Source organism: Janthinobacterium sp. NKUCC06_STL (assembly GCF_019345455.1).
Taxonomy (GTDB): domain Bacteria; phylum Pseudomonadota; class Gammaproteobacteria; order Burkholderiales; family Burkholderiaceae_D; genus Janthinobacterium; species Janthinobacterium rivuli.
On the sequence record NZ_JAHKQY010000007.1, the window covers coordinates 104026 to 124628 of the forward strand.

Sequence of the window (20603 nt, forward strand, 5' to 3'; positions counted from 1 at the left end):
GCCTTACAGCTTCTGCTGCAGGAATTCGAGGAAGCAGCTGATGCGCTGCGCCAGCTGCGTATTGCGGTAGTAGACGGCGTGGATCTGCTGCCGGTAGCCCGTATAGAACGGCTGCAGCACCTGCACCAGGCGGCCGGCGGCGATGTCGTCCTTCGTCATGAAGTCGGACAGGCAGACGATGCCCTGGTCGTGCAGGGCCAGCTGGCGCAGGGTTTCGCCGCTGGACGCGGCCAGCGCGGGCACGATCTGCAGGCTGTTGCCCGCTTCGTGGCGCAGCGGCCAGTTATTCCCCAGTTCATATTGCGCAAAGCCCAGCAGCGCATGGCCGGACAGCGCTTCCGGCGTGGCCGGTTCGCCGTGGCGCGCCAGGTAGGCGGGCGTTGCCAGCACGTGCAGCGGACTGGCACTGAGCGGGCGCGCATGCAGGGTCGAATCGACCAGGGCGCCGATGCGGATGGCGATGTCGGTGCGGTGCTCGAGCAGGTCGGCGATCTGGTCGTTGCTGGTCAGTTCCAGGCGGATGTCCGGGTACATGGCGCGAAATTCCGCCACGTGCGGCACCACGCAATGGAGCATGAAGGGCGAGGCGGCGTCGACGGACAGGCGCCCGGCCGGTTTCTGGCGGCGGATGCGGATCGATTCCTCCACGTCTTCCATCGACGCGAGAATGGCGCGCGCCTTGTCGAGGAACAGCTGCCCCTCTTCCGTCAGCTCCATGCGACGCGTGGTGCGCGTCAAGAGCGAGGTGGCCAGCTTGTCTTCCAGGCGCGACAGGGCCCGGCTGACGCCCGAGGTGGTTTGCCCCAGGTGCACGGCGGCCGCGCTCAGGGTGCCGCTGTCGATGACGGTGACGAAGATTTTCAGGTCGTCCGAATTGATATCCATTGTTGCCTTATTGTTGCCGCATTGTTGCGCTACTTTCACATATCGCGCCATTATAATAGAATCAAGGCAACAGTGAAGGCGGCAGCCAACGTCAGGCAACGTAGAACAAAATGGCGATAAAATGGCAGCTACTGCCGGCCAGCACGAACAGGTGCCAGATGCCGTGGCCATGGCGCAGTTTGTGGTCGGTGGCATAGAAAGCGATGCCGCCCGTGTAGCACAGTCCGCCCGCCACCAGCCACAGGAAGCCGTTCCACTCGAGCGCCGCCAAGAGCGGCTTGATGCCGATGACGATCAGCCAGCCCATGGCCACGTATATCACCAGCGACAATATGCGCGCGCCTTTCGCGTACACATATTCCTGCACGATGCCAAACAGGGCCAGGCCCCAGACAACGCCGAACAGCGACCAGCCCCACGGCCCGCGCAGGGTCACCAGCATGAACGGTGTGTAGGTTCCCGCGATGAGCAGGTAGATGGCGCAGTGGTCGAGCCGCTGCAGCACGGCCTTGGCCTTGCCGCGCACGCTGTGGTACAGGGTGGACGTCAGATACAAGGTCAGCAGCATGGCCGCATACACGCTGCAGCTGACGATTTTCCACGGATCGCCCGTGCGGGCCGCCACGACGATCAGGATGACGCCGCCGATGGCCGCCAGCGCGGCGCCCACCACATGGGAAATGCTGTTGAAGCGTTCGCCGTGGTACATGCTTAAGCCGAGCGTATCGAGACGCAGCAAAATTCCGGGGTCAGACCCGCCGGGACTCGGCGTCCCCGTCCGACCCCAGCCTTCCGCTGTGAGCGGTCAATCAAGCCGCTTCCGCCTTCTTGCGTGCAGGGCGGCGCGCCGGGGTCTTGCGCGGCGCCTTGACCGGCTTGTCTTCGGCCACGACAGCCACTTCCACCGGCGCAGGCTCAATCACAGGTGCAGCTTCCACCACGACATCGACCGCCTTCTTGGCCGGCTTCTTCGCCGCTGCCGCCTTGCGGGCCGGCGTGCGCGGCTTGGCCTTTGGCTTCGCTTCCACTACCGGCTCAGGTACAGGTTCAGGCATGGCTTCCACCACTGGCGCCACCTCGACTTCGACAACTTCGGCGCGCGCTTCGCGGGCGCCATCGCCATTCTTGCGGCCGCCGCGGCCATTGCGGCGCGAACCGCGCTTGGCGTTGCCTTCTTCTGCCATTACTTCCACAACCTCGGCTACCTCGTGCTGTACCTCCGGCTGCGGCGCCGGCGCATACGGCTCGACGACGTCTGTTTCCGCGTCGGCCACCGGCACGAAAGCCTGTGGCGCGGACTCACCGCGGCGCTGCTCGTTCTGCTTGCGGCCGCCACGGCCATTGCGGCGCGAATCGCGGCGGCTGCCGCCATCGCGCTGATTGCCCTCTTCCGCCGCCATGCCGGTCTCGCCAGCCACGATGGCTACGCTGGCGACTTCGCCATTTACGGGCGCGGCAACAGGCACCAGGCCGCTGCTGCGGTAGACGTAGGCGCCCGATTTTTCATCGCGGCCAAATTCCAGCAAGCCGCGCGTCTGCGCTTCTTCCAGCAGGTTGCCGAAGGTGCGGAAACCATAGTACGACTCGCTGAAGTCGGGCTTGCGGCGCTTGATCGCTTCTTTCAGCATCGAGGCCCAGATCTTGCCGCTGTCGCCACGTTCGGACACCAGCGCATCGAAAGTGGCCACGGCCATCTCGATCGCTTCCGTCTTGCGCGACTCGTATTTTTCCTTGCGGCGCACTTCTTCGTCGGGCGAACGCTTGGCCGCCGGAGTTTCGCGCGCATCGCGCTTGGCGGCCGTGCGGCGGCTTTCGCGCACCAGGTCATCGTAGAAAATGAATTCGTCGCAATTGGCCACCAGCAGGTCGGAGGTCGACTGCTTGACGCCCACGCCGATCACCTGCTTGGCGTTTTCGCGCAGTTTCGACACGAGCGGCGAAAAGTCGGAATCGCCGCTGATGATGACGAAGGTGTTGACGTGGGCCTTGGTGTAGCACAAGTCCAGCGCATCGACCACGAGGCGGATGTCGGCCGAATTCTTGCCGGACTGGCGCACGTGGGGAATTTCGATCAGTTCGAAGTTCGCCTCATGCATGGTGCCCTTGAAACTTTTATAACGGTCCCAGTCGCAATATGCCTTCTTGACAACGATGCTGCCCTTGAGCAGCAAGCGTTCGAGGATGGGCTTGATATCGAATTTTTCGTAATTTGCATCTCGCACGCCGAGCGCGACGTTCTCGAAGTCGCAAAACACGGCCATGCTGAGGTTTTCTGGGGATGACGCCATAAGGGTGAATTCTCGCTGATGATAAGGGCGGACGGGAAGCGCAACGCCTCCCTTTTCGCCTAGTATATTCGCCCATCCCCCGTTTCGGCGACAACTATCGTGCGCGGCAGCCTATTGCGCACCGCCGGCGGCGCTCGCGCTGGCGCCGGCAACGGGCCAAACGACGCTTTCATCGACCGAATACAGCTGGCACGGCAGGCTGCTGCGGCGCTGGCACGAAGCGAGCGCGCGCACGTCGGGGCTTTCTCCCTCCTCGGCCCAGCCCCAGGCGCCGCTGGCCGACAGGGCAAAGGCGCGCGGCGCCGTTTTCTCGAGGAAGTCGCGGTAGGCGGCGCGGCCCTGCTCTTCCAGGTAAGGCACGGCGGCGATATCGTCCTGCGGCGCGAAATGCGTGGCCGGCGGCGATGGCGCATCGGCCACGCGGTAGACCTGGCGCACCGGCATGCCGATTTTCTGCAGGAAGCGCTCGGTGGCGGGCAGCCACACGGCCACGCCATCGCGGCTGCCCAGGGTCAGGTGGGCGTCGCGCTTGAACGGGCCATAGGCGACCAGTTGCGCCTGCCCGCCGGACCCCGTAAACGAGCGAAACAGGCGCCGCGCCAGGGCCGGCCCGAAATACGAGTCGTTGGCGCCATACAGCCACAGGCTGGGAATGTGGTTGTAAGCGCCCATCGTGGCAAAGGACTTGGCCAGCGCCGCTTGCCAGTCGCAGCCGGGCATGTCGACGCGCAGCCCGCCGGAAAAATTGAGCACGCCGCGCACGCCGGGCACCACCCGGGTGGCCAGCGCCAGCGCCGCCATGCCGCCATACGACTGGCCCGCGACGACGATGCGCTGCGGGTCGACCCAGCTCTGGCGGCGCGCGTACGCCAGCGCGGCCAGCATGTCGCGCGCCTGGCCTTGCGCGTTGCCCAGCATGTCGCAGCCGACATCGCGGTAGGCGCCCGTGGAACGGGCAAAGCCGGCGCGCATGGGCAACATCACGGCATAGCCGCGGCGCACGAATTCCGTGGCCATATAGATAAAGCGCTCGCGCTGCTGCAGCCTTGCCGGACCAGCCTGCTTGCCATGATTCATCAGCAGCAGGGGAAACGGGCCGGGGCCGGCGGGACGGAACACCGTCGTTTCCAGCGTCTCGTGCAAGCCGTCGCCGGCCGGCAGCATGATGACTTGCTCATTCAGGCGCGCATCAAGCGGCAACGGCGTGGGAACAAGCTGGGCTTTCAGGGGCAGGCAAAGCAAACTGAGCAGCAAACCCGGGAAAAGAGGGCGAAGCAGGTGAAAAATGGCGGACTCCGTGGATGACTTCCCTGCCAGTCTAGACAGTGAAATGCCACAGAACAATATAAAAAAATTACGTGACGCACATATTTTTTGCGGCAACCACCTGTGGGAAAAATTGTTGCCTTGCACCACCACACTTTTCCCGATGGCAGGAGTAAACTGGATGCCTACTGAAGGAGTTGCCATGTCCATATCCGCCCTCACCACCGGCACCTCGGGGCTGACCGCCAACCAGCGCGCGCTGGATGTGGCCGCCAACAATATCGCCAATGCGAATACGCCGGGCTTCCAGCCGCAGCAAGCCCAGTTCCAGGAAGCCAGCCCGGCCGGCACGGGCGTCACCCTCTCCGTCGAAGGGCGCAAGCTGGCGGCCAGCGAAAGCGTCAGCGGCGCCAACGCGAATGCGGCCAAGGCGGCCGAAAGCCGGCCGAACGGCGTAGGACTCGCATCGGAACTGACGGATAACCTCGTCTACAAGGCCGGTTTTAATTTGTCGGCAAATGTCGTCAAGGCGGCCGACCAGGCCCTGGGCAGCCTGATCGACGTCAAAACTTAAGCACGGCGACTATCGACAAGATAGTTTAATTTTTCATTTCCAGCGCCAACGGCGCCAGCGCCGGTTGAATCAGCGCCAGCAGCCGTTCGGCCGGAATGCCATCGCGCGCCTGCACCGACAGGCCATGCAGCAAGGCCGCATAATAGTCGCCCAGCGCCTGCACGTCCGCCTCCCCTTTCAATTCCCCCGCCAGCTGTGCCGCGCGCAAACGCTCGATGACGGCTTGCGTGCGCGCGCGGCGGTGCTGCGCCAGCCAGTCGGCGATGCCCGCGTTGTCCGCGCTCGTGTTCGTGGCGGCCGTGACCACCATGCAGCCTTGCGGCTGGCCGCTGCGCGTGTACAGCAGCACGGCTTCTTCCAGCATGCGCGCCACCGCGTCGCGCACATTCAGGCTGGCGGCCAGCGCGTGCACGGCAAACGCGCCTTCGCCCGTTTCATACAATTCCACGGCTTCGCGGAACAGCTGCTCCTTCGAGCCGAACGCCGCATAGATGCGCGCCGAGGCGATGCCCAGCGCCGCCACCAGGTCGGCCATCGACACGCCCTCGTAGCCGCGCGTCCAGAACGCATCGCGCGCTTTTGCCAGCGCCAGCGCGCGGTCAAATTCCCTCGGTCTTCCTGCCATTTTCATCCTCTGCTTACGAACTGGCGGCCAGTATAACGCCTGGCGCCCACCGCGCATTCGCGATTTATTTTGCATGACCGCCTTGACCGAACAGAAAATTTCGCCTATTCTTTGTCGATCGACAAACAATAGGAGCCGATATGAAAACCATCCAAGGACCAAGCCTGCACCTGGCCCAATTCGCCGCCGACACGGCGCCCTTCAACACCCTGCCTGCCATCGCCGAGTGGGCGGCCGGCATGGGCTTCAAGGCCCTGCAGATTCCCGCCTGGGATGCGCGCCTGTTCGACGTGACGCAGGCCGCGCGCAGCCAGCAATATTGCGACGATCTTGTCGCGATGCTGGCGGGCCATGGCCTCGTCATCAGCGAACTGACGACGCACATCCTCGGCCAGCTGGTGGCCGTGCACCCTGCCTACGACGCGCTGTGCGACAGCTTCGCGCCGGAACACCTGCACGGCCAGCCGGAAGCGCGCACGGCGTGGGCCATCGAGCAGGTAAAACTGGCGGCCATGGCCTCGAAGCGCCTGGGCCTGAGCGACATGGGCACGTTTTCCGGCTCGTTCGCCTGGCCCTACCTGTTCCCGTTCCCGCAGCGCCCGCCCGGCCTGATCGAGACGGCCTTCGACGAACTGGCGCGCCGCTGGCTGCCCATCCTCGACGTGTGCGAGGAACAGGGCATCAACCTGTGCTACGAAATCCACCCCAGCGAAGACCTGCATGACGGCATCAGCTTCGAAATGTTTTACGAGCGCGTGGGACGCCACCCGCGCTGCAAGATGCTGTTCGACCCCAGCCACTTCGTGCTGCAGCAGCTGAACTACCTGGAATTCATCGACATCTACAAGGAGCACATCCGCATGTTCCATGTGAAGGATGCGGAGTTCAATCCGACGGGGCGGCAAGGCATTTACGGCGGTTACCAGTCGTGGGAAAACCGCGCCGGGCGTTTCCGCTCGCTCGGTGATGGCCAGGTCGACTTCAAGGCGATCTTTTCCAAGATGGCGCAGAACGATTACGCGGGCTGGGCCACCCTGGAATGGGAGTGCTGCCTGAAGGACCAGGAAACGGGCGCGCGCGAAGGCGTGGCCTTCATCAATGCCCACATCATTCCCGTCACGGACAAGATCTTCGACGACTTCGCCGGCGCCCCCGTCAGCGCGCACCAGATCCAACAATTGCTGGGCATCCAGCACAACTAATCAAGGAAACCATATGAACGACTTCATTCACGACTACGTCCGCATCGACGGCCAGCGCCTGCATTGCGTCATCGCGGGTACCGGCAACGGCAAACCGGTACTGCTGATCCCCGGCTGGCCGCAAACCTGGTATGCGTGGCGCCACGTGATGGCGGCGCTGGCCGCGAATGGCTATCAGGCGATCGCCATCGACCCGCCCGGCAGCGGCCATTCCGACCGTCCGGCCGGCGGCTACGACACGGGCGCCGTGGCGACTACCCTGCACCGCGCCATGCTGGCCCTGGGCCACGCGCAGTACGACGTGGTCGGCCACGACATCGGCATGTGGGTCGGCTACGCGCTGGCCAGCGATTTCCCGCAAGCCGTGACGAAACTGGCGCTGACGGAAGCCGTCATTCCCGGCCTGGCGCCGGCGCCGCCCATCTTTGTCGCGCCGTCGGACAACATCTTCCTGTGGCACTTCATGTTCAATCAGGTGCTGGACTTGCCGGAAATGCTCACGGCGGGCAAGGAGCGCGAGTACATCCGCTTCATCTTCGACCGCTGGTCGTACCGCCGCGACAAGGTGGCCGTCGACGTGTATGCGGACGCCTACGCCACGCCGGGCGCCCTGCGCGCCGGTTTCGCCTACTACCGCGCCATCCCCGAAACCATCAAGCAAAACCTGGAGCGCGCGAACAAGAGCCTGGCCATGCCCGTGCTGGCCATCGGCGCCGACCATGCGACCAACGACGCGCCCCTGCTGACCATGCAGGGCAAGGCCGACAATTTGAAAGGCGCCATCGTCGCCGAATGCGGCCACTTCATCATGGAAGAACAGCCGGAAGCGTTCATCGCCCACTTGCTGCCGTTCCTGGCGGGAGAACCAGTGTGAGTCTCGATCCGCTGATCGCCGCCTGGCTGGAACAAACAAGGGATGCGCCGCCGCCCGCCTCGCTGGCAGACTTGCGCGCATCCACGGAAACGGGCTTGCGCCAGTTGCACGGGCCATTGGAAGACGTCGCGGCCATCAAGGATTACGTGCTGCCCGGCGAGCATGCGCTGGCCGTGCGCGCCTACGTGCCGGCCGGCGCGGACACGAACCAGCCCTTGCCGGCCATCGTCTTCGCGCATGGGGGCGGATGGTGTCTGTGCTCGCTGGACCTGTACGACAACCCGTGCCGCGCGCTGGCCAACGCCACCGGCTGCGTGATCTTTTCCGTCGACTACCGGCTGGCGCCCGAGCACAAGTTCCCCGTGCCGCTAGCCGACTTTTACAGGGCGCTGTGCTGGGTCGCCGAGCATGCGGCGGCGCTGGGCATCGATGCGCGGCGGCTGGCCGTGGGAGGCGACAGCGCGGGGGGCAACCTGGCGGCGGCGGCCGCCCTGATGGCGCGCGACCAGGCCGGCCCCGCGCTGGCGCACCAGCTGCTGCTGTACCCGGCGCTTGATTTTGCCTTCGACACCGCGTCCTACCAGCGCCATGCGGAAGGCTTTTCATTGACCCGCGAGGCCATGCGTTTTTGCTGGTCGGCATACCTGAATGAACCGGCTGACGGCATGCAGCCTTACGCGGCGCCACTGCGGGCAAGTACGCTAAAGGACCTCCCGCCGGCGACCGTGCTGGTATGCGAGTACGACCCGCTGCATGACGAAGGCGCGGCGTATGCGTGGCGGCTGCGCGACGACGGCGTGGCGGCCGAGTGCGTGCAACTCGACGGCATGATCCATGCGGCTATGCACATGCCGGGCTTGACGCCAGCGGCGCGGGGATTGTTCGAGGTGGCGGGCCAGGCGATGAAAAAAGCACTGGCAAGGTAAGAAAATCGGCCGCCGGGGATGGCTCCACGGCGGCCGACCTTGTCACTTCCTTATTCCACCAGCTTGCGCACCTCGATACCGTTCAACCATTTCACATGGCGCGGGCCCGTGCGGATATCCTTCGCCGAGATCAGGCCAATCTCGCCATCGCCCTCGTCGAGCGCCTTGCCGTTTTTTTCGTAGTAGACGATGATGCCTTCGCCGGCCGGAGCGTTATACAGCTCGCCCCAGGAAAACACCACCGCGTAGCCATCGGTGGCGGTGGCGATGATGGCGAGCTTCTTGACGTCGTTGTGGCCCGGTGCATCGAGCACCGCCTTGTCGAGGATGTCGCGCAGGCGCACGCCCTTGTAACTGGTGATGGTCTCGGCCTTGTCGCCATTGTGGCGCGTGACGGCCAGTTCGCCGCCGTTGGCCGGCGGCAGCTGGCGCAAGTCCGCCACCTTCAGGGTCAAGGGCGTTGCCACCTTGCCCGTCACGGCCAGCGCGTGGCTCATATGCTCGCGCGCCGGCGCCGGGTCGGCCCACGCGGGCGCCGCCAGCAGCGCGGCCGAAGCAAAAGCAAGGAATATTTTCTTCAACATGCGGTGTCCTTTCATGGAACGATCAAAAAATCAGAACTGGTATTGCGCATTGGCCAGCCACGTGCGGCCCGCGCTGGGGAAACCGTCGGCCAGCGCGTAATTGCGGTCGCCCATATTTGCCACGCCCGCTTCCAGGGTCAAGGCTGGCAAGGGGCGGACCACGGCCTTCAGGTTCAGCGTCGCAAAACCACCGAGTTCCAGGGTGTTCGACACCCAGCGCCCGCTGTTCGATTCCGCGATGGCCACCACGTCGATCTGGCGCGCCGCGTGCAGCACGGCATGCGCCGTCAGCTTGTGGCGCGGTACATCGGTCAGGCGCATGGCGCGGTCGCTGACGTTCTGCATGTCCGTGTAGGTGTAGTTGCCGCCCCAGTCCAGCCATGCGCCGGCGCGCCCGCGCAAGCCCAGTTCCACGCCGCTGATGTGCGCCCTGCCCGCGTTGCGCATCTGCGCACGCACGCCCACGACATTCGCCACGCTCTGGATCTTGTCCTTCACATCGCTGTAGAACAGCGCCGCTTCCAGGCTGGCGCCCTGCACGTTTCCTTGATATCCCAGCTCATAGTTGATCGCCTGTTCCGCGCGCAAGGCCGGATTTTCGATATACGTGCCCAGGCGCTGCGAATAGCGGTCCTTCAGTGTCGGCAGGCGCGACTTGCGCGCCACGGTGGCATATACCTTCGCCTCGGGATGCAATTGATGGAACAGACCCGCCTGCAAGTCGGTGGCCGACTGATTCTCCGGCAAGGTATAGGCGTTGCCGGCGCTGTAGACGGTGTCGGGGCGCAGTGCGTTGCGCGATACGCCCAGCGACAGTTCCGTCGCCGCATTCAGGGCGATGCTGTCTTCCGCGCCCAGGGTCCACAGGGCATCCTTGTACCAGGTGGTGCGCACGCCTTTGCCATCGCGTTCCTGGTGTTCATCGGCCTTGTAGCTGGCCACAAAACGCAGGCTGTGCGCGGCCAGGCGGAACGATTCGAGTTCCACCGCGCCGCCGTTCGTGCGGTCGTTATAGATGCTGCGCCCACCGCTCACGCTACCCTGGCCGCTGGTTTTCAGAGTCGTGTAGCTGCCGTTCGTATAGGAGGTGATTTCATTGTCGTAGCTGTCGTGGTACAGGCGCAGTTTCAGGCGTTCCACGTCGCCCAGGCGCGTCTGCGAAACGAAATATACGCTTTCCTTGTTCCAGTACGGCCATTGCCAGTAGCGCGCGCCGACGGGATTCGTCGATGGCGGCTGGCCTTTTTCGCCATGCTGCTTGTAGTAGCTGAGGGCATACTCATCACCAACCACAGGCGTGTAACCCACCTTGAACGACAGCTTGTGATCCTTGCGATATGAGTTGTTACGCATGCCGCCATCTTCCGTGGCCGTCGGGCAGAAATCGGACGACAGGGGAAAGCCGTCGCTGTCGATATACGACACACCCGCCTGCAGATACCACAGGCCCTGGTTCGTGCCCACGTTGGCCGACACCTGGCGTTCGCTGCCCGAGCCGAAGCCCACGGAAACATCGCCTTCCGTCAAAGCTGTCGGCTTGCGCGACACCAGGTTGATGGCGCCGCCAAGGGTATTGGCGCCGTACGCCACCGAACTGAATCCCTTGGCCACCTGGATGGCGGCCAGGTCGCTCGTCGTGAAGCGGTTGAAATCGACGTAGCCGTCATACGGCACGTAGACGGGTATGCCGTCGATGTACAGCGGCACCTGGCGCGCATCGAAGCCGCGGATGGCGACGGTTTTTTCGTTGCGCGCATTCGTCGACAGCGATACGCCCGACAGCAGATTCAAGGCGTCGCCCACGTTGTCGCGGTTAAAGCGGCGCATCTCGGCGCGGCTCACTTGCGATCCCACCTGCTGTGCCATCTGCCCTGCCTGCTCGCGCTGGCCGATCACCGTCACCGTGCCCAGCACGAATGGCGCCGCATCCGCGTCTTCCTTGCCAGCGGCCTGCTGCGCCAGCGCCAGCATCACGGCGCCTGCCATTACCTGTTTCAACATCGTCGTTATTCTTTCTCGTTATATATCGCCCTATATAGCGATATGCAAAAAAATATAAAAATCGGTCACTCGTGCAGCGGCCGCCATCCAACAGCGCAATATACAGACATATATAACGATGCTCAAGCGACAAGGCCATAAACCGCTGCGCAGGTCAATTTTCGAAGAAAAATTCATGCACAATTTCATGCACTGCACCATTTCGCTGTGCGAACGAATGTTTCACAAAACGGTTGACACGTCCCCTTTGGCTAGGCAAACTGGTTTCCAGGGAGCCTGAAAATGAATGCAAATATGACAAATATTCAGACCGCGGCAGATCCGGAACTCATCGTCTTTGGCGATGACGAAGAAGGCAAGGACCGCCAGTTCGTCAACGCGCTGGCGCGTGGGCTGGAAGTGCTGCGCTGCTTCCGCCCCGGCGAAGTCTATCTGTCGAACGCGGACATGGCCAAGCGCACGGGCATCCCGAAACCGACCATCTCTCGCCTCACCTACACCCTCACCAAACTCGGCTACCTCAATTATTCGGACAGCCTGGGCAAATACCAGCTGGGCGCCGGCGTGCTGGCCCTCGGCTACCGCATGCTGTCGAACCTCGACGTGCGCAAGATGGCGCGCCCGCTGATGGAGGAACTGGCCGAACATGCGCAAGCGTCCGTGTCGCTGGGCACGCGCGACCGCCTCAGCATGGTGTACGTGGAAACGTGCCGCAGCAGCGCCAATGTCACCCTGCGCCTCGACGTCGGCTCGCGCATTCCCCTGATGACGACGGCCATGGGCAAGGCCCTGCTGTGCATCCTGCCGCAGGCCGAACGCGACTACCTGATGGACCACGCCAGGGTGCATGAGACGGAACGCTGGCCCCGTATCAAGGCCGGTATCGAACAAGGTTTCAAGGATTACCAGGACCGGGGCTTTTGCATTTCGGCCGGCGAGTGGCAGAACGACGTGCATGCCGTGGGCGTGCCCATGCTGGGAGCGGACGGCGAACAGGTGATGGCCTTCAATTGCGGCGGCCCCGCCTTTTTGCTGTCGCGCGAAAAACTCGAATCGGACCTGGGACCGCGCCTGGTGGCCCTCGTCAAGACAGTGGAAAAAAACCTGGGCCGCGGTTAGACTGCGCGCCCCCTCTCAACATCGCCTACGAGGACCCTGATGATACGCGACGAAGAAACCCTGAACATCCTGCTCGACAGCATCGCCCGTTTCGTGCGCGAAGTGCTGGTGCCGAACGAGGCGCTGGTGGCGGAAACGGACACGATCCCGCCCGCCATCGTGGCGCAGATGCGCGAACTGGGCCTGTTCGGCCTGTCGATTCCGGAAGCCTATGGCGGCCTGGAACTGAGCATGGAAGAGGAAGTGCGCGTCGCGTTTGAAATTGCCCGCACTTCGCCCGCTTTCCGCTCGCTGATCGGCACCAACAATGGCATCGGCTCGCAAGGCATCGTCATCGACGGCACGGAAGCGCAAAAACAATACTACCTGCCCAAGCTGGCCGCCGGCGACATCATCGGCTCCTTCGCCCTGACGGAAGCGGGATCGGGGTCGGATGCGGCCTCGCTACGCACGACGGCCGTGCGCGATGGCGATTTTTATATCCTCAACGGCAGCAAGCGCTACATCACCAACGCGCCCGAAGCCAGCATTTTTACCGTCATGGCGCGCACGGACCCCGTCAAGCGCGGCGCCTCGGCGATTTCCGCCTTCATCGTGGAAAAGGATACGCCGGGCCTTTCACTGGGCAAGATCGACAAGAAGATGGGCCAGCAAGGCGCGCATACCTGCGACGTCATCTTTGAAAATTGCCGCGTGCCGGCCGCGAACATCATCGGCGGCAAGGAAGGCGTGGGTTTCAAGACGGCCATGAAGGTGCTCGACAAGGGACGCCTGCACATCGCCGCCGTCTGCGTGGGCGCAGCCGAACGCATGCTGGCCGACGCCCTGGCCTACGCCATGGAGCGCCAGCAGTTCGGCCAGCCGATTGCCGAATTCCAGCTGATCCAGGCCATGCTGGCCGACAGCAAGGCGGAAATCTACGCGGCGCGCAGCATGGTGCTCGACGCGGCGCGCCGGCGCGACAACAAGGAAGACATTTCGACGGAAGCGTCGTGCTGCAAGCTGTTCGCCTCTGAAATGTGCGGCAGGGTGGCCGACCGCTCCGTGCAGATCCACGGCGGCGCCGGCTACATCAGCGAATACGCGGCCGAGCGCTTCTACCGCGACGTGCGCCTGTTCCGCATCTACGAAGGCACGACGCAGATCCAGCAAATCGTCATCGCGCGCAACATGATCAAGGCAGCGCAAAAGTGAAGGAGGCCGCGATGGACATCCCTTCCCTGCTGGCCGGCTTGCCGGCGCGCCTGTCGGCCATCCCCGCCTACTGGGCCGCGCGCGCGCCCGATGCGCCGGCGCTGCATGAAGGGGGCCACCACTGGACCTACGCGCAGCTGCAGCACGGTGTGGAAAGTGCAGCGCAGCTGCTGCGCCAGCTGGACGTGCGCGCAGGCGACCGCCTGATGGTGGTGGGCGAAAACGGCGCGCTGCAGGTAGCGCTGATCTTCGCTGCCGCCAGCATCGATGCGTGGATCGTCAACGTCAATGCACGGCTGTCGGCCCGCGAGATCGACACCATCGCCACGCACAGTTCCGCGCGGCGCGTGCTGTTCCTGGCCGGCGCCTCGCCGGAAGCGGCCGCGCATGCGGCGCGGCGCGGCGCCAGCCCCGTCACCGTCGATGGCATGGGCGAGCTGCTGGCGGGTGAATTGAACGAGCTGGCCATCGCGGAAGACACGGTTCCCGGCAACGAACAGGTGGCCGCGCTGATCTACACGACGGGCACCACGGGGCAGTCCAAAGGCGTGATGCTCACGCACCGCAACCTGCTGTTCATCGCCGCCGTCTCCAGCACCCTGCGTGGCCTGACCAGCACCGACCGCGCCTACGGCGTGCTGCCGATTTCGCACGTGTACGGCCTGGCCTCGGTGGCCCTGGGCACCTTGTATGCGGGCGCCGCGCTGTACCTGGTGCCGCGTTTTTCCGTCGACGGCCTGCTCTCGGCGCTGAAGAACGACGAGCTGACCATCGTGCAGGGCGTGCCCGCCATGTACGCCAAGCTGCTGCAAACCCTGGGCGGCGCGGAGACTCCTCTGCCGACGCGGCTGCGCTTTGCGTATGCGGGCGGCTCGCCGCTGGCGCCGTCGCTCAAGCACGAGGTGGAAAAGCTGCTGGGCACCGCGCTGCACAATGGCTACGGCATGACGGAAAGCGCGCCCACCATCAGCCAGACGCGCCTGGAAACGCCGCGCCGCGACGATTCCGTCGGCATGCCGATACCGGGCGTGGAAGTGCGCGTGGTGGACGTGGCCGGCACGGACGTGGCGCCAGGCGAGCCGGGAGAATTGTGGATACGCGGGCCGAACATCATGGCCGGCTATTACCGAGAACCGGCCATGACGGCGGCCACCATGCGCGACGGCGGCTGGCTCAATACGGGCGACATGGCGCGCCAGGACCCGGACGGCGCGCTGTTCATCGTGGGCCGCACCAAGGAATTGATCATCCGCTCCGGCTTCAATGTGTATCCGCTGGAAGTGGAAACGGCCCTGAACGCCCACCCGTCCGTGGTGCAGTCGGCCGTGGTGGGACGCACTGTGGACGATGGCAACGAGGACGTCATCGCCTATGTGGAGCTGGATCCGCGCCAGCCCGCCAGCGTGGCACAATTGCAGGCCTGGCTGGCGCAGACCCTGTCGCCGTACAAATGCCCGTCCGCCATCATCGTCATGGAAGCGCTGCCGGCCGCCGCCACGGGCAAAATTTTAAAGGGGCAGCTGCGGCAAATGGCGCAGAATGCACGATAAGTTGACCATGTAGTACCAGACCCGACAATAAAACCAAGCCACATCACCGGAGGAGACACGATGAAACGCACCTACACACGCATCGCCATGGCAGCGCTGGTTGCCAGCGCCTGGATGACGCAGGCCAGCGCCGACGAATTCCTGGTCGGCGCGGAAATCCCGCTGACGGGCAACCTGGCGCGGGTCGGCGCCGGCATGCAGGAAGGGATCATGGTCGCGGCCGAAGTCTTCAACAAGACCAACGGCAAGCACACGATCAAGATCATCACCGTCGACGACGAATCGGCGCCCGCCAAGGCCATCGCCGCTGTGGAAAAGCTGGCCAGCCAGGGCGTGGTGGCCATCACGGGCGGCTATGGCTCAAACAATATCTCGCCCGCCTCGGACACGGCGAATAAACTGGGCCTCGTCTACATCACCTCGGGCGGTGTGGACGACAGCCTGGTGAGCAGCGGACGCAAGAATTTTTTCCGCATCAATAACACGGCCGGCTACGAAAAAGCCATGCTGGGACTGCTGCAGGACGTGGGCGCCAAGTCCGTCTCCATCGTGTATTCGACCAAGGATGCCACCACGGGCCTGGCGAAAGACGTGGAAAAAGCCCTGGCGGCCAAGGGCGTGAAAGTGACGACGCACTCGTTCGACCCGGCCATTACGGACTTCAAGCCCATCATCAACAAGATCAAGCTGCAGGATAAATCGGAAGTCGTCGCCATGGTCGGCTACGAAAACGACTACGTGGGTATCATCCGCGCCGCCCGCGTCTTGAAGCCGAAGATCAAGGCCATGGTGGGCGTGTGGTCGCTGGCCACGCCGAAAATGGCAGCCGACTTCCCCGACCTGATGCCGAACGTGTTCGGCACGGCCCTGCTGCCCTTCCCCACGGAATTCAAGACGGCCGACGGCAAGGCTTTCAGCGACGCCTACAAGCAGCTGTACAAGAAGGAACCGGACTACCTGGGCCAGTTCGGCTATGTGCAGTCGATGCTGCTGTTCGAAGCGATCGCGCGCGCGGCCGACAAGGGCACGCTCAAGAAAGGCGGCGTGGCCGAGGAAATGCGCAAGACGGACCGCGAAACCCTGATCGGCCGGGTGCAGTTCGCCGCCAACGGCGACAACCAGAACTTCGTGCACCGCATGGCGCAGCACCAGGACAAGAAAGTGGTGATCGTCTGGCCGAAGGAACACGCGACGGGCAAGCTGGCCTATCCCGCCCTGCCCTGGTAACAGCAGCCTCCCGCTGCACACGCGCGCGCCTGCTGGGCGCGCACCGATGAACGGCAGTCCTGGCGCAGCTTCGCGATGCGCCAGGGAGTCCTGACGGGATGACGACATGACAGAATTAATCTTGCAAGCCCTGTATTCTGGCTTGCTGCAGGGCGGCTCCTACGCCCTGATCGCACTGGGACTGGCGCTGGTCTTCGGCACCATGAAAGTGATCAACCTGGCGCACGGCGAACTGGTGCTGCTGGCCGCCTACATCGCCTACAGCGTGGAATCCGGGCTCGGACTCGGCCCCATGTTCGCCATTCCCATCGCGCTGGTGATCGTCAGCCTCACGTCCGTGGGTGTCTACCTGATCGTCAGCCGCATCAAGAACGACCGCGAAATCAATTCGCTGATCCTCACCTACGGCATCGGCGTGATCCTCACCAATTTCATCCTGCTGGTCTGGAAGGCGGACATCCGCTCGACGTCGTCGAGCTGGCTGCAGGAAGGCATCGAGATCGGTCCGTTTTTCAGCATGCGCAGCGAAGTGATTTTCTTTGGCGTGAGCCTGGTGCTGATGGCGGCTCTGTGGCGCTGGCTGTCGACCAGCTGGTATGGCCGCGCCGTGCGCGCCGTCTCCAGCAACCGCGACGCGGCCAAGCTGATGGGCATCGACCCGGGCCGCACGGAACTGGTGTCCTTTTTAGTCGCCGGCATCCTGGCCGCTTTCGCCGGCGTCGCGCTGTTCAGCTATGGCGTAATCCAGCCAGCCTACGGCGGCGCGCTGACGGTGAAAGCCTTCATCATCACGGTATTGGCCGGCATCGGCTCGATTCCCGGCGTGCTGCTGGCCGCCGTGCTGCTCGGTGTGGCGGAAGCCTTGACCGTCACCCTGGCCAGCTCCGCGCTGCAGGAATTGTCCGGCATGGTGCTGTTCCTGCTGGTGCTGTTCATCATGCCGAACGGCTTGTTCGGCGCACAACGGAGGCGCGGATGAAGCGCTCAACTTTCCTTTCCACGGCGGGCCTGCTGCTGGCCGCGTATGTCGCCGTGCCGCTGGCCCTGGGCGGCAACCAGTATGTGATGAGCATGGTGGTGGCAGCCCTGATCATCGGCGGCGTGGCCATGTCCTGGGCCCTGCTGGGCAACCTGGGCGGCATGGTCAGCTTCGGCCATGCGGCCTTCTTCGGCGTGGGCGCGTATGTCTCCGCGCTGGCCACCGTGAAACTGGGCGTGCCCGTGTTTGCCGCCATGCTGCTGGGCGGCGCGGGCGCGGCCATCGCTGCCGTCATCATGCTGCCCGTACTGCGCCTGCGCGGGCCGTATTTTGCGCTGGCCATCCTCGCCTACGCGCACATCTTCCGCATCCTGGCCACGGAATGGAGTTCCGTCACGGGCGGTGCCGGCGGCATCAATAATATTCCCACCTTGCCCACCGTCTTCGGCTTCGATCTGGCCAGCAAGACAGGCGCCTACCTGGTGGTGCTGACCCTGGTAGTGGCATGCGCATTTGCCTACAGCCGCATCCGCGCCAGCCATTACGGCATCGCCCTGCGCGCCATGCACGACAGCGAAGACGCCACGCGCGTCGTCGGCGTCAACAGCACCTTGCTGAAAGGCGCGATGCTGCTCGTGTCGGCCTTCATGGCTGGCCTGTTCGGCGCCTTCAACGCCCACTACATCAACTTCCTGGAACCCGACTACGCCTTCAACAGCCTGTGGGTGACCTTGCCGATCGTGGCGGCCATCTTCGGCGGCTACCGCACGATACTTGGTCCCGTGCTGGGCGCCGTAGTGGTCTATCTGGTTGACCAGCTGATCTTCAAGTCGCTGATCCCCACAGGCCACCAGCTGGTGCTGGGCGTGCTGCTGGTGGCGATGATCGTCTTCAGTCCGAACGGCTTGCTGCCGCTGCTCCGCAAACTGTTCAACGCGAAGGAGAAAGCACATGCTTGAACTCGATAATGTATCCGTGCGTTTCGGCGGCCTGACGGCCGTCGATTCCGTCACGTTAAAGGTGGGCAGCCACGACGTGATCGGCCTGGTGGGCGCGAATGGCGCCGGCAAGACCACCCTGTTCAACGCGATTTCCGGCCTGGTGCGCCCCACCAGCGGCTGCATCCGCTTCGAGGGACGCGACATCATGGCTACGCCCATGTACCAGCGCGCGCGCCTGGGGCTGGGCCGCACTTTCCAGATTCCGCAACCGATGCATGAATTGACGGTGCGCGAAAACCTCGTCGTCGCGCAGCGCTTCGGCACCGGCAAGGTAGACCAGCGCAAGATCGATGAAATCCTCGATTTCACGAGCCTGGCGGACAAGGCCGGGCGCGACGCGGCCAGCGAACTGGCGCTGACAGAGTTGAAAGCGCTGGAAGTGGCCAAGGCGCTGGCGACCAACCCGAAGCTGCTGCTGCTGGACGAAGTGCTGGCCGGTCTGGAAACGAACGGCAAGCGCCGCTTCATGGGCATGCTGAAGGACTTGCATGCCGCCTTTGGCGTGGGCATCGTCATGATCGAGCACGATATTGAAACCATCAGCAATCTGTGCCAGCGCGTGGCCGTACTCAATTTTGGCCAGCTGATCGCCGACGGCACGCCGGACGCCGTCTTCCGCGACCCTGCCGTGATCGAAAGTTATACAGGGGCAGCCCATGCTTGAGATAGAGAATCTGCGCGCCGGCTATGGCGCCATCAATGTGCTGTGGGATGTCTCGCTGTCCATCCAGAAGGGCAAGCTGACCACCATCATCGGCCCGAACGGGGCCGGCAAGACCACCCTGCTGCGCGCCATCATGGGCCTGCTGCCCGTGGGCGCGGGCAGCATCGCGCTCGATGGCCAGTCCATCAACGGCACGCCGACCTGGAAGATGAGCGACGCGAGGGTGACGATGATACCCGAGGGGCGCATGACCTTCCGCGACATGAGCGTGGAAGAAAACCTGATCATGGGCGCGTTTCCGAAGGAGCACCGCAGCCACATGCCGGCGCGCCTGGCCGAAGCCTACGCCATGTTCCCGCGCCTGCACGAACGGCGCAAGCAGCTGGCCGGATCACTGTCCGGCGGCGAGGCGCAGATGCTGGCCATGGCGCGCGGCCTGATGTCGGACCCGTCGCTGCTGATCATCGACGAGCCTTCGCTGGGCCTGGCGCCGCTGGTGGTCAACGAGCTGTTCGAGATCCTCGCGCGCCTGAACGACGGCAAGCGCACCATCATCCTGGTGGAGCAGAATACGGCGCGCGCGGTGGGCGTGGCCGACCACGTCTACCTGATGCAAAGCGGCAAGGTGGCGCTGTCGCAAAAAGCCGATGAGGTCGACCTCGAGCACCTGCACGAACTGTACTTTGCGCGCTGAGTGATATCCGCTGCCTGCGGCTATTACTCCTCCTCGTCTTCGTCCTCGTCGGCCAGCTTGTCGAACACCAGCAGCTCACTCTTGCCCAGTCCGGTCATCACGAAGGAATCGTCGGCAGGAAAGCGGCCCGTATCGACCAGCATGCGCAGCTTGCTCAAACGCTCGCCCAGCGCCAGCGCTCGGGCCTGCGGATCGGCATCGGAATCTGCTTGCCCGGCCTGCCCGATCGCGCGAGTCACCGACTCGGGAAACTCCCATAATTCGGCGATCCGTACCGACAGGATGCGCGCTTGGGCAAACACCTGGGCGATGAAGGCGTCCGATTGCGGGAAGGCATCGGGCGCATGCATCTGGTCGATCAGGCGGAACGCCACCACCAGGCCGACATTGGCCATCAGTCCCGCCAGATAGGCGTCGAAGGCGTTGGCCTGCATGGCCGGCGCGACCAGGTTGGCCGCCAGCGCGCATTTCTCGGACTGGCGCCAGATCAGCGGCGCCGTGCGTATGGTCAGTCCACCGCTTTGCATGCTGACGATGGGACGGAAGGCGACGCGGGCCAGCAGCATGCGCATGCCGTTTTGCCCGAGCAGCATGATGGCGCCTTCCATGTTGTTGATCGATGGGCTGGCGTTATAGCGCGAATGGTAGCGGGGCCGGTTCGCCTCGCGGTAGACCTCGGCCACCAGCAGCACGTCCTGGGCCAGCTGGCGCGACAGCTCGGCCGCGCTCATGTTTTCATTTTGCAAGGTCCGCATCAACTGCGGAATGATGGCCGGAATGCGCGGTATCAGCGCGGCGCCAGCGATCGGCTCACTGGCCAGGCGCGTCAATTCGTCCAGAATCTGCTGTTCCGCCTGCTTTGTCGCCTGCGCCGAACCGGCGGCCGCCAGCCAGCGGTAGTAGGTGGCATCGATTTCGGTGATGGTGGCTGGCTGCCGTGCCATCTCGGG

20 protein-coding genes are annotated in these 20603 nt (G+C 64.0%); 12 read left to right on the plus strand and 8 right to left on the minus strand.

The window, feature by feature from the left end:
- Positions 1 to 3: 3 nt before the first annotated feature.
- From KO539_RS20780 to KO539_RS20795, 4 genes are all read right to left on the minus strand, one after another.
- Positions 4 to 885 (minus strand): LysR family transcriptional regulator, encoded by an 882-nt coding sequence (locus tag KO539_RS20780; RefSeq protein ID WP_035817724.1) that lies wholly within the window; start codon positions 883 to 885, stop codon positions 4 to 6.
- Positions 886 to 976: 91 nt separating this feature from the next.
- The gene (locus KO539_RS20785; RefSeq protein ID WP_219311379.1) at positions 977 to 1594 is read right to left on the minus strand and encodes a hemolysin III family protein; all 618 of its coding nucleotides are present in this window, start codon (positions 1592 to 1594) and stop codon (positions 977 to 979) included.
- 100 nt (positions 1595 to 1694) lie between these two features.
- Complete coding sequence (locus KO539_RS20790; RefSeq protein ID WP_219311381.1) at positions 1695 to 3173, minus strand: NYN domain-containing protein; 1479 nt, start codon at positions 3171 to 3173, stop codon at positions 1695 to 1697.
- Between the two features lie 111 nt (positions 3174 to 3284).
- The gene (locus KO539_RS20795; RefSeq protein ID WP_257626386.1) at positions 3285 to 4415 is read right to left on the minus strand and encodes a dienelactone hydrolase family protein; all 1131 of its coding nucleotides are present in this window, start codon (positions 4413 to 4415) and stop codon (positions 3285 to 3287) included.
- A 226-nt stretch (positions 4416 to 4641) separates the two neighbouring features.
- Here KO539_RS20795 and KO539_RS20800 point away from each other — a divergent pair, with 226 nt between their 5' ends.
- On the plus strand, positions 4642 to 5013 hold the full coding sequence (locus tag KO539_RS20800) for a flagellar basal body protein (RefSeq protein WP_034757354.1): 372 nt from the start codon (positions 4642 to 4644) through the stop codon (positions 5011 to 5013).
- 25 nt (positions 5014 to 5038) lie between these two features.
- On the opposite strand, the gene KO539_RS20805 is transcribed toward KO539_RS20800, so the two are convergent.
- Positions 5039 to 5638 carry a TetR/AcrR family transcriptional regulator gene (locus KO539_RS20805; protein WP_099402527.1) on the minus strand — a complete coding sequence of 200 codons (600 nt, stop codon included), beginning with the start codon at positions 5636 to 5638 and terminating at the stop codon, positions 5039 to 5041.
- A gap of 140 nt (positions 5639 to 5778) precedes the next feature.
- Between KO539_RS20805 and KO539_RS20810 the strand changes: the two genes are divergently transcribed.
- The 3 genes from KO539_RS20810 to KO539_RS20820 are packed head-to-tail and all read left to right on the plus strand — an operon-like array spanning position 5779 to position 8640.
- On the plus strand, positions 5779 to 6840 hold the full coding sequence (locus tag KO539_RS20810; RefSeq protein ID WP_219311383.1) for a sugar phosphate isomerase/epimerase: 1062 nt from the start codon (positions 5779 to 5781) through the stop codon (positions 6838 to 6840).
- 13 nt (positions 6841 to 6853) lie between these two features.
- Positions 6854 to 7714 (plus strand): alpha/beta fold hydrolase, encoded by an 861-nt coding sequence (locus KO539_RS20815; protein WP_219311385.1) that lies wholly within the window; start codon positions 6854 to 6856, stop codon positions 7712 to 7714.
- Positions 7711 to 8640, plus strand: coding sequence for an alpha/beta hydrolase (locus KO539_RS20820; RefSeq protein ID WP_374106471.1), 930 nt, complete (start codon positions 7711 to 7713; stop codon positions 8638 to 8640). Before KO539_RS20815 ends, KO539_RS20820 begins: the two co-directional genes overlap by 4 nt.
- Before the next feature lie 50 nt (positions 8641 to 8690).
- Here the strand turns inward: KO539_RS20820 and KO539_RS20825 are convergent, their stop codons facing one another.
- Entirely contained in the window at positions 8691 to 9224 is a 534-nt protein-coding gene (locus KO539_RS20825) for a molybdopterin-dependent oxidoreductase (RefSeq protein ID WP_219311389.1), read from the minus strand.
- Between the two features lie 30 nt (positions 9225 to 9254).
- Positions 9255 to 11225, minus strand: a complete 1971-nt coding sequence (locus tag KO539_RS20830; protein WP_219311390.1) for a TonB-dependent siderophore receptor — start codon at positions 11223 to 11225, stop codon at positions 9255 to 9257.
- Positions 11226 to 11519: 294 nt separating this feature from the next.
- On the opposite strand from KO539_RS20830, the gene KO539_RS20835 reads away from it, so the two are divergent.
- The 8 genes from KO539_RS20835 (at position 11520) to KO539_RS20870 (ending at position 19653) form a co-directional block, all read left to right on the plus strand.
- Complete coding sequence (locus KO539_RS20835) at positions 11520 to 12344, plus strand: IclR family transcriptional regulator (protein WP_035817702.1); 825 nt, start codon at positions 11520 to 11522, stop codon at positions 12342 to 12344.
- Between the two features lie 39 nt (positions 12345 to 12383).
- A complete protein-coding gene (locus KO539_RS20840) occupies positions 12384 to 13538 on the plus strand; it encodes an acyl-CoA dehydrogenase family protein (RefSeq protein ID WP_176388302.1) in 1155 nt (384 codons plus the stop codon).
- A gap of 11 nt (positions 13539 to 13549) precedes the next feature.
- Entirely contained in the window at positions 13550 to 15088 is a 1539-nt protein-coding gene (locus KO539_RS20845) for a class I adenylate-forming enzyme family protein (RefSeq protein WP_219311392.1), read from the plus strand.
- A 60-nt stretch (positions 15089 to 15148) separates the two neighbouring features.
- Positions 15149 to 16315: an ABC transporter substrate-binding protein gene (locus KO539_RS20850; protein WP_058047972.1), complete on the plus strand. Its 1167-nt coding sequence runs from the start codon at positions 15149 to 15151 to the stop codon at positions 16313 to 16315.
- Between the two features lie 106 nt (positions 16316 to 16421).
- Positions 16422 to 17294 carry a branched-chain amino acid ABC transporter permease gene (locus KO539_RS20855; RefSeq protein ID WP_219311394.1) on the plus strand — a complete coding sequence of 291 codons (873 nt, stop codon included), beginning with the start codon at positions 16422 to 16424 and terminating at the stop codon, positions 17292 to 17294.
- Positions 17291 to 18253 carry a branched-chain amino acid ABC transporter permease gene (locus KO539_RS20860; protein ID WP_219311396.1) on the plus strand — a complete coding sequence of 321 codons (963 nt, stop codon included), beginning with the start codon at positions 17291 to 17293 and terminating at the stop codon, positions 18251 to 18253. The genes KO539_RS20855 and KO539_RS20860 overlap by 4 nt, the downstream gene beginning before the upstream one ends.
- The gene (locus KO539_RS20865) at positions 18246 to 18959 is read left to right on the plus strand and encodes an ABC transporter ATP-binding protein (RefSeq protein WP_219311398.1); all 714 of its coding nucleotides are present in this window, start codon (positions 18246 to 18248) and stop codon (positions 18957 to 18959) included. The genes KO539_RS20860 and KO539_RS20865 overlap by 8 nt, the downstream gene beginning before the upstream one ends.
- Positions 18952 to 19653 (plus strand): ABC transporter ATP-binding protein, encoded by a 702-nt coding sequence (locus tag KO539_RS20870; protein ID WP_099379620.1) that lies wholly within the window; start codon positions 18952 to 18954, stop codon positions 19651 to 19653. The genes KO539_RS20865 and KO539_RS20870 overlap by 8 nt, the downstream gene beginning before the upstream one ends.
- Before the next feature lie 23 nt (positions 19654 to 19676).
- Here the strand turns inward: KO539_RS20870 and KO539_RS20875 are convergent, their stop codons facing one another.
- Positions 19677 to 20597 carry an HDOD domain-containing protein gene (locus KO539_RS20875; protein ID WP_219311400.1) on the minus strand — a complete coding sequence of 307 codons (921 nt, stop codon included), beginning with the start codon at positions 20595 to 20597 and terminating at the stop codon, positions 19677 to 19679.
- Positions 20598 to 20603: the final 6 nt, after the last annotated feature.